Raw genomic sequence first — 14543 nt, forward strand, 5'->3', positions numbered from 1 at the left:
GAACTATGAAAACAGATTTTTCTTTTCCTCACCCAGTCCTTGGATCTAACGATGATATTGAAGGTAAATTTAACGTTAACCTATCAATAACAAGAGAGCCAGAAACTAGGGAAATAGTGTTTAAGTTTGTAAAGCTCGATGTGAATAACGACTATTTTGACCATCTATTAAATAAAGAACTTGCTGGTCCATTTGTTAAAATATATTGCAGTTCAACTTTAAACACATGGACCTTTTATAATCAGGCAACAATGAAAATAAATGAAGATGAAATCATTAATCATGTAGATATTGATGTACGCATTTTATCTCTTGTTGATGGGTTAGAATACTTCCATGAATCTTTTAACAGTCAATATGGGAAACAAAAATTTATAGTAAATAAAAATGATGTTTTAGGTACTTTAGATAAAGAAAGAGTGCCTATACCCAAAGAAGATGAGAAGCTGGGATTAGGAAACATTTTTAAGTTTAAAACCCATGATAATTCAGATAAGGCATTAGAAGTGGATGCTACTAACGATGAATATATAGAAATAACTTATCCACCTTTGAATGGAGAGCATCCTCATACGTACATGTTCAAAACATATCCATGGACTGCCTATAATATATTTATACTGCCTGCTTTAGAAGAAGCTTTCAGATTTATAGATGAGCAAAAAGAAACAGCAAGCCAATTCAAGTGGTTTAATGTGATCGATAAACTCTTACCTGAAAAAGAAAGGACTGGCAATCATTTTATTGACGCACAGATCCTATTAGAAGGTGAAATACCTTTACTTAAATCTTACAAAGAGATATCAAAAAATTAAAAAGAAGCTCCGATATTAAATGAAAGAAAACATTCAAATATTGTCGAAAGAGTGTTGCTCACAATTGTTAGACTTTCAATCATCAGAAGACCTGAGAAAAGAATACAATAAAGCCTCTTTTAATACTAAACATTTAGAATTTTTAAATATACCTACTGACTATTATATAGACAAAAACTTGGAATTACCGACAGGGTCAAAAAAAGATAGATCTACCGCTGACTGTGAAAGTAGTATTAAAATATTTCAAGAATTAAAAAACTTAACACCTGTACAGGCAAACGATAAAAGGCTTTGGTTATCACTTACTCATGATAGATTTTTTAGCTATACCATAAGAAGGTGGGGTATAGATTCTAGTACATCTGCTAATACTATCATAGATAGATTCTTTTTTGAAGGTGCTAGCATAGAAACCAGAATGAGAAATAGTATTTCCAGACTATGGTGGGCGGCAAAATTAACCTATGACCCAAATAGAAAAGATGAATTTGAATTAACAAAATTACTGTGGAGTAAACAGGATCTCTTTCAGGGTTTAGTTGAAAGGACGTTTGGGACGTATGAAAACGTTGTTAAAGCATTTTTACAGATATATGCTGATAACAATCAACTTACTGAAGATCAGCTTCGGGATTTGTACAAAAGCTTGAACAGTATTGGAGGGGTTAAATTGCTATCTGCATTATCATATAAAGAGGTGAAATCAGAGCTACAATTAATTGCAAATCATAAGAATATAGAACTGTATGCATAAAGAATATGCTAAGGCACAGCTTGCAATAGCAAATCTTAAAGGAACTATATATTCATTATTAGAAAATAGTCCTAAAGATAGTCTAAGTAATGCAGAAATTGGTAGAAATCTTGGGATATACTCTGGACATAAAGGTCATGAAGGACATATATCAAGAACGTTACTTGCCATGATGGAAAAAGAAGGTGTAATTGAACAAGATGAAGATACCAAAGAATGGTCTTTAACTTAATTCTTTCAGCATATCCTCTAGAAAATCTCTCTCCTCTTCCCCAACCGCTCCCTCAACACCAAATATAGATTGAATTACACCTCCCTATTTATCTCTTCTAATTGACAGTATTCTATTATATACTGATGTTGCCAAGAAATAATCACTTTGGAACCTTAGTCGACAGGCCATATGAATGCATCCCGTTTTCTAACCATTGTAGCAAAACCCATTTTATTCCTGCTCGAATACCTGTTTAAGCTTGCTGCGGGTGTCATCGGCATGATTGTCTTGGGAGCCGAGGGATCTTTTTTCAGCAAAATGAGTACAGGCTTTAGCTCAATTGGGAACGTCCTGTATCGAATCGCGGAATGGCCTGACAGCCTTACCTATATCGGTACCGTAATTCAGGATTATAACACGCTTACCGCCTCGGCATTTAACGAGCGTTACGGAGGAAATGCGATAAACCGCGTGATGGAATTACTGAATGAAGGCGTGGCCTATGGTCAGGCCGTATACCAAAACCTAACCCGGCAGCCGGTGGCAACGGTCGTGGCTACCCTGCTTGTTTTTCTTCTCTTTTATATCATCGGGCGGGCCTGCCGCTTTTATCGTCAAAGGGGACAAGGATCCTTCCTGGTCAAAAAAGAACGCGAACTTGGGAAACGGGTCTTTGACCAACCGGAGGAAAAAGATTACCAATAAGATACAAAGCTCATTGAGTGAACCAATGGATTAGCAAGAGACACACCCCGACCTCCGCCAAACCCGGCGGAGCCCACCCCTCTCCAGAGGGGACTTTGCCCATCCTTTTAACGTGGACCTCAAGGGGAGAATTCCTACGTACCTATTTCAAGGTTTTCAACTCTGCCATAACGAATAGTGTGCGTAACCCAGAGGGGGGTAAAGAATAATTTTGTACCGGTGATCAACTGCTAAATTATTTCTATAGTTAAAGGACCATCAAAATTATTCCACCTGATGGGTATAGCGTTTACAGTATTCTCAGCCAGACACTTTTTTGAGTTCCATTTTTTCGCCGTTGAAAAATAAGAGGGACTTCGTCCTCCCCGGGTCATTCCCTTCAATGGATTTTTGTCCCGATACATTAAGGTAAAAGAGACACCACTATTTAGATCATAAAAATTGAAGACAAGAAAAAGTTTAAAAGCTATTATAGTTTGAGAATCTTAGCTGCTCGTTTGGGGCCAATGCCTTTAACCGATCGTAGTTCCTCTTCGGAGAGCTTGGTCAGAGCTTCTTTGCTTTTGATTCCCTTCTCCACAAGGTTCTCAGCCACACGGCTGGTAACCCCGTCAATTTCAGTAAGCCGCTCAATGATCTGCTCGGTAGAACCCACCCCGCCTCGTCCCTCGGCGGCCCTTCTCCCGAATGCTCGGGACAGGCTGGGAGGAGATTCGGAAGTTGCTCTATTTTCTTCCGTCGGTTCCGATGGTACTTCGATCTCGGATAGTCGCTTACTTTTTTTGTAGAGCAAGTACCCGCCGATCGGAATAGCGGTGAGAAGTACTATTTTCCAGAAGAATCGCATGGCTTTCGTATTGATTTCAGATGTTCTGAAAAAGTATTATGAGCATTTATATACTTTCCCGCAAGCCTTCCCGTAAAACCTTTCGAGAGTGGATCAGTACATGGTTTTTATGTGCTGAAGCGGGGTGTGTTAGGATAAAGTTATTAATAATCCACCCCATCGCTTCGGCAAGCCCACCGAACCGATAACCGCACCCCTCCCCAGGAGGGGAATTTTTTACGGCAGACTTCACGGTTTTAGGTCCCTCCATATTCATAGGGAGGGATTTAGGGTGGGTCCCAAAATGGGATAACCATAGTGCACTAACTATCAAATGGATTTATACCATGAAAATATGATCCTCCGTTCCGACGCAGAGAATCGAAACGAGATAAGTCTTGACAGCTGAATTCTACAACCTTCAACATTCAACCAAACCCTACTCCACAAATTCAAAATTATCAGCATCGAACAGACCCTTATCGCTTATTTTGAGACTGGGAATTACCAGCAGCGCCATAAAGGAGATCAGCATAAAGGGAGAGTTCAGCTCACTGCCCATCTCCCGGGCCATGCGACTCAGCTTCTCATAATGAGCGGCCACCTCTTCCCCGGGACGGTCACTCATCAGTCCTGCTATCGGAAGGGGCAACACTTCTTCTTTATCAGCCGACACGGCCGATAGCCCGCCCTCATGTTCCATCACCAAGTTCACGGCTTTGCTCAGATATTCGTCGGAACTTCCTACGACAATCACGTTGTGGGAATCATGAGCTACCGATGAGGCAATGGCACCTTCGCGGATACCGAAGTTCTTAATAAATGCGGTGGCGGGCGGGACTTTTTCGTACCGGTTAACAACCGCTACTTTCAGAATATCCCGAGAAAGGTCTGTTTGCAACTTGCCATTTTGTATTGGCAACCGCTCGGTTGATTTCCCGGTAACAAGTTGTCCGTCTTGTGCCACAATTACCGGGTATTGGTCATCCTGACCGGCCTCAATCATAAAATCATCCGGTGTGCAGGTGTTAGAGACAAAGTTATTAATAGGTTTTACATCAACATCGGGAATATGCACGGTTTCTCCGTTCAGCACGCAATGGCCGTTAATCCAGGTTTGTCGTACATGCATTGAATCCGGATCGTCAACAACGATGAAATCAGCGGGGTCTCCTTCCCGCAACAGCCCTACATCAAGGCCGTAATGCTGTACCGGCGTCACGCAGCACGCTTCAAGGGTGTCAAAGAGATCATGGCCCTGATCCAGCGTTCGGGCTACCAGCTCGTTAATATGTCCCACGACCAAGTCGTCGGGATGCTTATCGTCCGAGCAGAACATAATTTTTCCGGCATAATCATCCAGCAACGAAATGAGCGCATCGTAATTTTTGGCGGCACTGCCCTCACGGATTGCAATCTTCATGCCGTGTTTCAACTTATCGAGGGCTTCCTCTTTGGTATAGCATTCGTGATCGGTGGTGATACCAGCTTCAGCATATTGTGCCGCTTTCTCTCCCTTTAGTCCGGGAGCGTGACCGTCTACCGGTTTCCCGCGATCAAGTGCCGCACTAATCTTGGACTGCACTTCTTTATCACCGTTCAGCACACCCGGCCAGTTCATCATCTCCGCGAGGTACAGAATGTCATCGCGATCCAACAGCTCACTTACGGCCTCCGTATCGAGCTCAGAACCCGCGGTCTCAAACGGAGTGGCGGGCACACACGACGGTGCCCCGAAATAGAATTTAAAAGGCACCTTCTTCCCGTTCTTGATCATAAAATTTACGCCGTCTTTACCACAGACGTTGGCAATTTCGTGGGGATCAGAGACCGTAGCTACGGTACCGTGGCGTACCGCCAGCCGGGCAAAAGCCGAAGGCACCAGCATAGAGCTTTCGATATGGATATGGGAATCCACAAAGCCGGGCATGATATACTGTTCGGGCACTTCACCATCGACTTCACGCACCACATTAATCACTCCTTCTTTCAGTTCCACTTCGCCGTTAAAACGCCGATGGTTAATGACGTCCAGAACAATACCTCGTATTTTCTCCATTCTTTTAGTTTATCTTTTCTCGAAAAAATCCCATGAGTCCGCCTATTGTAGCCGCAGCACCACCGACAATCATCCAGATAGCTTTATCGGAGCCCGATCCCCCAAATAGTTGATCCACTTCTGAACTAAACGACTGGTATTCCTGATATCCGAAATAGAGTAAAAGAATACCGCCTACTAATAATATGGCCGAAATTATTTTTCTCATGATAATCCCTATTAAATGAATATTCTGATGGTTTTCCGAATAACAAAATGGAGCAAAGATTTTAAATATCCCAAAATCAGGCTAAAATATTTTCGTTGCCTGAGTCTGCTACAAATACGCAGGCCGATTGGGTAGTTTCCACATACGATCTAAGCTGTTCCAGGTCCGGATCATTAGGTAATCCCATAAGATCAAGATCGGCTTGCGGGGCGTTCTGCAATGCTTCGTTAAAAGTCCCAACCTCCACATGTTTGAGAACATCCGGCAAACGGGCCGCATCCAGCAGGTTATCAAGATAGCGATAGGCTTCTTCAACCTGCGAATCTTCCACCACCGTAATCACTCTCATCTGTGCCTTCCAGTTCATCTTTAATTTATAGGCCGTCAACAGGGACAGATCTACATTACCAAGCTCCATACTCAGGTCCCAGTCGGGGCTCTGTTCTCGTATCCATACATTGATGGCAGAACTCCGGCCCAGCTGTGCTATAGGATCCTCAACATACAGCTGTATCCCCATGTTATTGTGCCGTGCCTCATTAATTATAGAGTGGATCTCCTCGTCGTATCGTTTGTGGCTTGGCAATCGCAGGAAAAGTATATTAGGCTTGAAAAATGTACCTTGCAACGTCTGCAACGAAGTCAATACCGCCTGTCTAAAATCATCCGAATCAATAATACTCCATCGGGTATATACATTTTCCCGGCTGAACGACATTGCAAAATCCATTAGCGATTCCCCGAATTTACTGTGGTCTTTGGTACCTCCCATACCTACCAGTTTTACCGATCCCTTGGGATACACCAGGTTGCGGATAAGACTAAAGCTGCCTCGTAATTCACGGGCACTGCGCACCGGCACTAATAGGTTAGCTTTCCAGGCTCGTTCGTTATTTTCGGGAAGCAGTGAAACACGTTTGGCCGCCCATTCTGCTAACGAAACAAAAAGACCGCTTCGCATATCCCCGTAGGGTACCTTGAGTTTCCTGTTGGTAAGATATAGGTAGATAAGAATTACCAGGCTAAGAGCGATAAGGCCAAAGGTGGAGTTGATGATAAACATGGTGAATAAACACCCCGCGGTTCCCAAAAAGGGAACAAGTTTGGGGATGGAAAACGTCGGACGAAAACTGATCATGTCCATCTGCTGCTCAATAAACACCACTAAATTGATCATCATATAGGTAATCAAGAAGAACATAGTGATGAGCGGAGCAATGGTATTTAAATCCCGAAGCAGTAACGTAACTAATACCAATCCACCGGTAAGCAAGATAGCATTGCGGGGCTCCCCGTTTTCCGCAAGTTCCGAAAAGATATCTCCGCCGGGAAATATTTTATGATGACCCAGTGCCTGCAGAATACGCGGTGCCCCCACAATAGAGGCCAATGCCGAAGAAAAGGTAGCGCCCAGCAATCCTCCCAGTACCGCCGGTGCCCACAACGCATAGTCGATCATCACGTTATAGTTGCTTACCAGCTCATCAACCGGGGCGACCCTTGCCATCCAATAACCACTGGCCATATAAATAATATAGCTAATCGCGATGGCCGACAACGTACCAATCGGAATACTTTTCTTGGGATTCTTGAGCTCACCCGACATATTTGCTCCCGCCATAATACCCGTAGCCGCTGGAAACAGAACGGCAAAGACGACCCAGAAACTTACCCCTTCAAAATTATTTTCGGGCGCACCCGGGAACGCTCCCCACCACTGGATGCTGTGCTCCATCGCGCCTGTAAATACTGTGGCTCCCACCGATATCAGCGCGCCCATAATTACGGCCAGAATAATATACTGAATACGAAATGCCAGCTTGGCGCTTAAAAAGGCAATGATAAAAAGGGTGGCAAATACCGCTATGTCCACTAAAATGGCATAATGGTCGGGAAAGATATACAGCCACCCTTCCCTGAAACCGAAAATATACATGGTGATGGCAAAGGTCTGCGCCAGATATAAAGGCACCCCCACGCTGCCTCCCACTTCTAAACCCAGCGACTGTGATATAATCGAGTAGGCTCCGCCCGCTTTAATACGAATATTGGTTGTAATACACGACATAGAGAGGGCTGTAAAAGTCACAATCACAAAAGCGAGTGTGATAATAAGCCATCCCCCCATCAGGCCGGCGTTCCCGATAACCCAGCCTTGGCGCAGAAACAAGATAACGCCCAAAATGGTAAGTAAGGTTGGAACAAATACTCCCCCAAACGTCCCGTACTTTTGCTGCACGGTGGACTCTCGTTCTTCAACCTGTTCTTGCAGCGTTGCTTCTCCCGGAGTTTGCTCAGCCATACGCAATCAACTATTTATTTTAGCTTGACTTCGAAATAACAATAAACAAAACTTCAAAAAAATGTTATAACTTTACTTAATTTTTTTTGAAAAAAATGAATACCTCAATCGTTTCAATAGGTTGTTTTTCTATCTTGAATATAAATTCTTACTCAGTATAATTCGAAAGTCTTACCCAAAACCGTACCTTTAGGTATTGTATAGATCTCGAACTCCCATCTTATCCCATAATTCATGAGAAACGACGACGTTATCCAAAGCATTCGCTATATGCTTGATCTTAACGATAATGAAATAGCTCATATCCTAAAGCTTCGGGGATACAAACCCGAACGAGGGGAAGTAGCCCAGATTTTTAAGAGTCAGAACCTGCCCGACGATGAAAAGGGAGAAGATTGCAGTCACGTTCTCATGGCTCATTTTTTAGATGGCCTTATCTACCATAAACGCGGCAAAAGCAAAAAACATCCTCCGCGACCCATCAAAACACCGGTCACCAACAACATCGTGCTTAAAAAACTTCGGGTGGCCTTTGAACTACGCGAAAATGATATGCACAACATCCTGGAACGGGGTGGCTTTTCGATATCCAAGCACGAGATGAGTGCTCTTTTCCGTCGCAAGGGGCATGATAATTACCGGGAGTGTGGTGATCAGATTTTGCGGTATTTCTTAAAGGGATTAACAGAACGAGTGAGAAATTGATTATGTATTATAATATTTCCAGAAGTCTTAAAAATAAGATGTGAATTTTTCCCATTGGCGTATTCCAAGATGGCTATTCATTTTTTGTGACCAAAAAACGAATACAAAAAGTCTCGGGAGAATCGTAGATATTGTACTTTTTATAATTGGCAGTAAGCTTTTTGCTCTAAAACGTCCACTGCTTTTTCGAATTCCTTTCCCGCGATTCACCCCGAACCCCAAATATACCCTCGAGAATTCTGATCCGTCTCGGAGCAAGCGAAGCCGTACCGTCCGCAAACAGCATTTTTTAATTCAATTTCCTTATTAACTCCCCCTGCAAAATCCTTATATTAATCGCTTGACTAAATGTCTGCACATTCCTCATTGATAATTCCTAATTCTTAATTCAAGTCTCGTGAGCGACCAAAAAATTATTTTTTCGATGGAGGGCGTAAGCAAAGTATACAAGCCCAACAACTACGTTCTCAAAGATATTTACCTCTCCTTTTTTCACGGAGCCAAAATCGGTGTACTCGGTAATAACGGTTCCGGGAAAAGCACCCTGCTGAATATTATTGCAGGAAATGATGAGGAATATCAGGGCAAAATATCGCGAAATAAAGGTATTACTTTCGGGATGCTTCCGCAGGAGCCCAAACTCGATCCCGATAAGACGGTCAAGGAAATTGTTGAAGAGGGCGTACAGGAGCAGATCGATCTGTTGGCTGAATATGAGGAAGTAAATGCCGCTTTCGGTGATCCCGATGCCGACTTTGAGAAACTGATTGAAAAGCAGGAAAAACTGCAGGAGAAGATCGAACATATCGGGGCGTGGGATCTCGACAGCAAATTGGACCAAGCCATGGATGCTTTGCGCACGCCTCCGGGTGACACCTCCGTAGAAGTACTTTCTGGTGGTGAAGCACGTCGCGTTGCACTGTGTCGATTGCTACTTAAAAAACCGGATGTACTTCTGCTCGATGAGCCTACTAATCACCTCGATGCCGAATCCGTGGCCTGGCTCGAACAGCACCTGGATCGTTATGAAGGGACGGTAATTGCCGTAACGCACGATCGGTATTTCCTTGATAATGTTGCGGGATGGATTCTGGAACTTGACCGCGGCGAAGGTATTCCGTTTGAAGGCAATTACAGCTCGTGGCTGGATCAGAAGAAAAAGCGATTGGAACAGGAGGAAAAACAGGAGTCGAAGCGGCAAAAAACGCTGCAAAAAGAGCTGGAATGGATACAGCAAAACCCCAAAGGCCGACGATCCAAAAGCAAGGCACGAATCAACCAGTACGAGGAGCTGCTATCCGAGGAACGTCGAAAGCAGCGGGAGGATATGGAAATTTTTATTCCCGCCGGTCCGCGATTGGGTGATAAAGTGATTGAAGCAAATGATGTTTCGAAGGGCTATGATGATCGACTGCTTATTGAAGAAATGAATTTCAGTCTGCCACCCGGCGGGATTGTCGGTGTCATTGGTCCCAACGGCGCAGGAAAATCAACGCTCTTTAAGATGATTACCGGTGAAGAAGAACCGGACAGTGGTAGCATAGAAATTGGCAAAAGTGTTGAGCTTGGCTACGTGAATCAAAAACGTCCACTTGATCCCCAAAAAACCATTTGGGAGGAAATTTCGGGCGGCAAGGATACAATCAAGCTGGGCAATCGTGAAGTAAACTCAAGAGCTTACACGGCCCGTTTTAACTTCAGTGGCAGCGATCAGCAAAAACGGTGCAGCGAAATTTCGGGCGGGGAACGAAATCGCGTGCACCTGGCAAAGATGCTGAAAAAGGAATCTAATGTATTACTCCTTGATGAGCCGACCAACGATCTGGACGTTCATACACTTCGGGCGCTGGAAGAAGCCCTGCTGGATTTTGCGGGCTGTGCTGTCGTTATTTCTCACGATCGTTGGTTTCTTGATCGTATCGCTACGCACATGCTGGCTTTTGAAGGCAACAGTCAGGTGTATTGGTTTGAGGGCAATTACTCTGAATACGAAGAAAATCGTGAACAGCGACTGGGTTCAAAATATCATCCTGAACGCGTACAGTACAAAAAGCTGATGCGGGATTAAAGACAGAATTCAGTTATCAGGAGTCAGAAGAGCTTTGATAGCTGTTCGGGCGTTGACTATTTCACATCTCGACTTTCGCCAACCACTAAAAATTGCCCCTCTTGGAAAAGGTTCTGGGCCTGCGAGGTGAGTAGCTTCTGAGTACTGGCTCCTGAATTCTTCATTTAATTTACCCGTAATTTATCAATCTCCCGGGCAAGAATATGTTGAAGGAATCAATATAAACATAAACAATGTCGATAAATTTATCTTATTTCGACACATATATAGTACGTGTCGATAGCTTCGACATTTATTATTATTCACCGGAAAGTAGTTCGTATAGTCGCGTATTTCGATACAGCTGCTCACGTCCCACTTTCTTACTTTTAAGGATGCCGGCTTTTTCCAGCTCCGACAAATAATCACCAGCAGTCTGTCGTTGCGCAATACCACGGTCTACCAAGAATTTAATTTTACAATAAGGTTGCTCAAAAAGGAGTTCTATCAGCTCTTTTGAATAGACCCTGCTCGGCAGCTCTTGCCTGGCTTTTTCAAGCATTTCATCCATCAGGGTTCGGATTTCATTGATACGCTGCATCGCTTCTTTAGCTGTAACTTCCACCGCATCCAGCATAAACAACAGCCATGGTTCCCAGGCATTTTGCTCAGTAACTTCTCGCAACAATCGATAGTAATCCCCTTTTTTATGGATAACATAATCGCTTAAATACAGAATTGGCAGATTCAGCAGATCTTTCATCACTAAAAATAAAATATTGACAATTCGGCCTGTGCGTCCATTTCCATCATCAAACGGATGGATAGCTTCGAATTGGTAATGAATCACCGCCATCTGTATCAACGGATCTACCTTTACAGACTTATCATGAATATAGTTTTCCAGGTTACTCAGTAATTTTCGAATCCGTTCTTCACCTTCAGGCGGCCAGTAAATAATATCTTTAGTATTCGGATTTGCAATCACCGTCCCGGGAGTATTACGGATCCCCAACTCAGTTTGCTTAATGGTCTGCACCAAATCTATAAACAGGTTACTCGAAAGCGGACGATCATCCAGAGCATTAAACCCCTTCCACAAAGCTTCGCGATAACGAAGTACTTCTTTTGTCTGCGGATCGTAATCGCGATCTTCGGCAGCAAAAGCTTCATACAGCCGGTCGTTAGTAGTAATGACATTTTCGATCTCCGAACTGGCTTTTGCCTCCTGTAGGATAATCGAATTAATCAAAATAGATTGATTGGGTATCGTTTCTGCTTTTCCCTTAAGCTCGGCCAACGCACGATTTGCACGAATTGCTGATTTCAACACAGCCGGTGTTTCCAGTTCTGTATCCGGCGGCAAAAGGGGCAGATCGTTATACGGTTTATTCGGATTGTGAGCCATCTATAGAATATATGTCTATAATTTTGACATGAACAACAAATATGTCGAAATATAATTAATTTATAGACATGTATTCAGTTTTTTTAGTTTACTTTGTTTTCCCGTCTAATAATGGTATTTCAGAATCTTCTCCTTCAGTCAGCTCATAGCCCCACTTTTTAAGCAGTGGCTTCTCCATGGATTCATCGCGATATTCATCGGGAATAAGAATAGGAATGCCATAGATTACCGGGAAGTAGCGGTTGCATTCAGGACAGCTCAAGAGCCCCTCGAGAATTTCACCTTCCTCCCCTTCGTTAATGATATTAGCATTTAGATCGTGCTTGTCGATCGGGCAACATAGTTTTTCTAAGAGTTCTTTCGTCATTTAAATCTCATTTTTTTGGATGCAAAAATTGAATGTCCATTTTTTGTCACCAAAAAACAGACGAAAAAAGTGCTGGGGGAATCGTAGATTTTGTTCTCAATAAAATGTTACATTAGTAGTTGCTCTAAGACGGAAAGTAGTTTTTTTGAATTTTTCCCGCGATTCGCCCCAGACCCCGATAACCCACCATATGAATTGTGAGCCGTCTCGGAGCAAGCGAAGCAGAGCCGTCCGAAAATATGCTTGTCTGAATGAGCAACGCGAATGAGTTTGCGTTTTTTCAGGCTCGATGAGCGACGCTCAGGCGAAGAATTCTCAGGTGGTGAGTTTTTTGGTTCGTTTTTTCCTCATTGAAAAAATGAACAGTAACATATCACCTCTTAATTAACGCTTGATTATAATTCCGTGCTTTTTCTTTCGGTTCATCATCACTCAAAATTCCGGAAATTACCGCCACGCCATTAAACTCTAACCCTTCCAGTCCGTCAATTTTTTCGGGCGTAATCCCACCGGACAAAAACAGCGGTATATCCGTAACCTCCCGCGCCTTGCGAACTGTTTCAGGACGTACGATCTCACAACTGCCCACGGAGGGCGACGGATACATCGCACAAAAAGAAACGTAATCAAAACTGTTTTCCTCGGCCCATTTAACGACTTCTAAATCGTTACTGCAAGTAATACCAGCAATAAAATCACGGCCTACTTTCTGTCGGATTTTATCAATATCATCGGGTATCGAATCAAAATGTACACCGGCCAGATCTGTATTCTGCAACAATTCCCAGTCATCATTAATCAATACCGGCACACCATATTTCCCGGCCATCTCAATGATATATGTAATCAACTGCTCTTTATCATACTCACTCATTCCATCGGGCCAGTGATTCCAGATCTGTAATATTTCTATACCGCCCTTCAAAGATTCTTCTATCTTTTTAAGTAGCACTTCGTGATCCATGGATGGATCGACAACCAAGTATAGACCGTTCAGTTCCTCATTTCTCATACTTTTCAACTTTTTATTAGTAGCCCCCCCTTCAAAGGAGCACAGGAGAACTTATTCCCAACCTTTTTCCATCGCTTTAAAAAATGCATTCCAATACGGATCGTTACCGTCGAACTTAAAAGAATCTTCCTTTCCATCTTCAATCAGGATGGTTGCCTCACTTTTTTCTGTCAACTCACCTACCACCGTCGCCGGAATGGACTGATCATTCAAGTAGTTCACAAGTGCTTCTTCCTTTCCTGCCGCTACGGCCATTATCATAGAGCCGGCCCCTACACAAAGACGGTGATCAATCTCAAAAAGCTCACAAATTTTTTGAGGCGCCTCTCCCACGGGAAGTTTATCACTATCTACGCGAAAGCCACAACCCGAAGCCTCGGCCAACTCAGTTATGCCACCAAGCAATCCACCCTCGGTAACATCGTGCATGGCCTTTAATTCCGTTTTCGGTGCAAGCACCTTCGTTGCTTCCAGTGCATCTTGCAAAGATGAGGTGCGATAGAAATTTTCACAGGCCTGCTCATAAATTTCCGGTCCGCACTCTTCTTTAACCGTCTCGGGAAAACTCTTCGCCAGAATCGAGGAAGAAACCAGCGCACTTTCTTTAGTAACTACAATTTTATCACCCGGTTCAGCACCGTCACTTGTTATAATTTCATCAAGCGGTGCCTGTAAAAACATCGTGCCACCACCCGGCGTTGTGGATTCCTGTCCCGGCACCTGCGCAGTATGTCCGCCGGTAATAGCAATACCTAAATCATCACAAAATTCGTGAATGTATTTCCAGTACTGCTCAAAAGAATCACGGGGGAAATCAGCCGGTAGATTTAATACAAATTGCACATATTGTGGAGCAAATCCGGTAGTAGCCATATCGTTGACCAGTAAGTGCACCGACAGCCAGGCCGATTCTTTAAGTCCCAATAACGGAATCAGCGAGACCGGGTCACTCGAAGTCGCCAGTCCGTTACCATTCCCAAGATCAATGACGGCCGTATCCACACCAAAGCCGGGACCGGTAATAACTTCATCCCGCTTCCGACCGCTTTGCGGTTCAATTATTTGCCGGAAGAGTTTGCTGCTTATTTTTCCACTTTGATCTTCAAATGCACTCATAC

14 protein-coding genes are annotated in these 14543 nt (G+C 43.6%); 6 read left to right on the forward strand and 8 right to left on the reverse strand.

The genetic code is table 11. The annotated features are described in order from the left end of the window. Positions 1-5 precede the first annotated feature (5 nt). The 4 genes from CK503_RS07155 to CK503_RS07170 all read left to right on the forward strand — a co-directional run bounded on the left by CK503_RS07155 (position 6) and on the right by CK503_RS07170 (position 2491). Entirely contained in the window at positions 6-815 is an 810-nt protein-coding gene (locus CK503_RS07155; RefSeq protein WP_095606107.1) for a hypothetical protein, read from the forward strand. 19 nt (positions 816-834) lie between these two features. Continuing rightward, entirely contained in the window at positions 835-1572 is a 738-nt protein-coding gene (locus tag CK503_RS07160) for a DUF6339 family protein (RefSeq protein WP_095606108.1), read from the forward strand. Beyond that, positions 1565-1804, forward strand: coding sequence for a hypothetical protein (locus tag CK503_RS07165; protein WP_095606109.1), 240 nt, complete (start codon positions 1565-1567; stop codon positions 1802-1804). The genes CK503_RS07160 and CK503_RS07165 overlap by 8 nt, the downstream gene beginning before the upstream one ends. Before the next feature lie 171 nt (positions 1805-1975). After that, positions 1976-2491, forward strand: a complete 516-nt coding sequence (locus CK503_RS07170) for a hypothetical protein (protein ID WP_095606110.1) — start codon at positions 1976-1978, stop codon at positions 2489-2491. Between the two features lie 469 nt (positions 2492-2960). Here the strand turns inward: CK503_RS07170 and CK503_RS07175 are convergent, their stop codons facing one another. The 4 genes from CK503_RS07175 to CK503_RS07195 form a co-directional block, all read right to left on the reverse strand. Next, positions 2961-3338: a helix-hairpin-helix domain-containing protein gene (locus tag CK503_RS07175; RefSeq protein ID WP_095606111.1), complete on the reverse strand. Its 378-nt coding sequence runs from the start codon at positions 3336-3338 to the stop codon at positions 2961-2963. Positions 3339-3756: 418 nt separating this feature from the next. Next, complete coding sequence (gene ade / locus CK503_RS07185; RefSeq protein WP_095606113.1) at positions 3757-5376, reverse strand: adenine deaminase; 1620 nt, start codon at positions 5374-5376, stop codon at positions 3757-3759. Between the two features lie 4 nt (positions 5377-5380). After that, positions 5381-5584, reverse strand: a complete 204-nt coding sequence (locus tag CK503_RS07190) for a DUF3185 family protein (protein ID WP_095606114.1) — start codon at positions 5582-5584, stop codon at positions 5381-5383. Positions 5585-5660: 76 nt separating this feature from the next. Then, complete coding sequence (locus CK503_RS07195) at positions 5661-7886, reverse strand: amino acid permease (protein ID WP_095606115.1); 2226 nt, start codon at positions 7884-7886, stop codon at positions 5661-5663. Between the two features lie 234 nt (positions 7887-8120). Here CK503_RS07195 and CK503_RS07200 point away from each other — a divergent pair, with 234 nt between their 5' ends. Then, a complete protein-coding gene (locus tag CK503_RS07200; protein WP_095606116.1) occupies positions 8121-8591 on the forward strand; it encodes a YehS family protein in 471 nt (156 codons plus the stop codon). 397 nt (positions 8592-8988) lie between these two features. Further along, a complete protein-coding gene (ettA, locus tag CK503_RS07205; protein WP_095606117.1) occupies positions 8989-10659 on the forward strand; it encodes an energy-dependent translational throttle protein EttA in 1671 nt (556 codons plus the stop codon). Positions 10660-10957: 298 nt separating this feature from the next. Here the strand turns inward: ettA and CK503_RS07210 are convergent, their stop codons facing one another. From CK503_RS07210 to CK503_RS07225, 4 genes are all read right to left on the reverse strand, one after another. Next, positions 10958-12046, reverse strand: coding sequence for a Fic family protein (locus tag CK503_RS07210; RefSeq protein WP_095606118.1), 1089 nt, complete (start codon positions 12044-12046; stop codon positions 10958-10960). Positions 12047-12134: 88 nt separating this feature from the next. Beyond that, positions 12135-12413 carry a Trm112 family protein gene (locus CK503_RS07215; RefSeq protein WP_095606119.1) on the reverse strand — a complete coding sequence of 93 codons (279 nt, stop codon included), beginning with the start codon at positions 12411-12413 and terminating at the stop codon, positions 12135-12137. Positions 12414-12786: 373 nt separating this feature from the next. Next, the gene (locus CK503_RS07220; RefSeq protein WP_095606120.1) at positions 12787-13425 is read right to left on the reverse strand and encodes a thiamine phosphate synthase; all 639 of its coding nucleotides are present in this window, start codon (positions 13423-13425) and stop codon (positions 12787-12789) included. A 51-nt stretch (positions 13426-13476) separates the two neighbouring features. Then, the gene (locus CK503_RS07225) at positions 13477-14541 is read right to left on the reverse strand and encodes an AIR synthase family protein (RefSeq protein WP_095606121.1); all 1065 of its coding nucleotides are present in this window, start codon (positions 14539-14541) and stop codon (positions 13477-13479) included. Between the last annotated feature and the right edge of the window lie 2 nt (positions 14542-14543).

The organism is Fodinibius salipaludis, from assembly GCF_002287075.1.
Taxonomy (GTDB): Bacteria; Bacteroidota; Rhodothermia; order Balneolales; family Balneolaceae; genus Fodinibius; species Fodinibius salipaludis.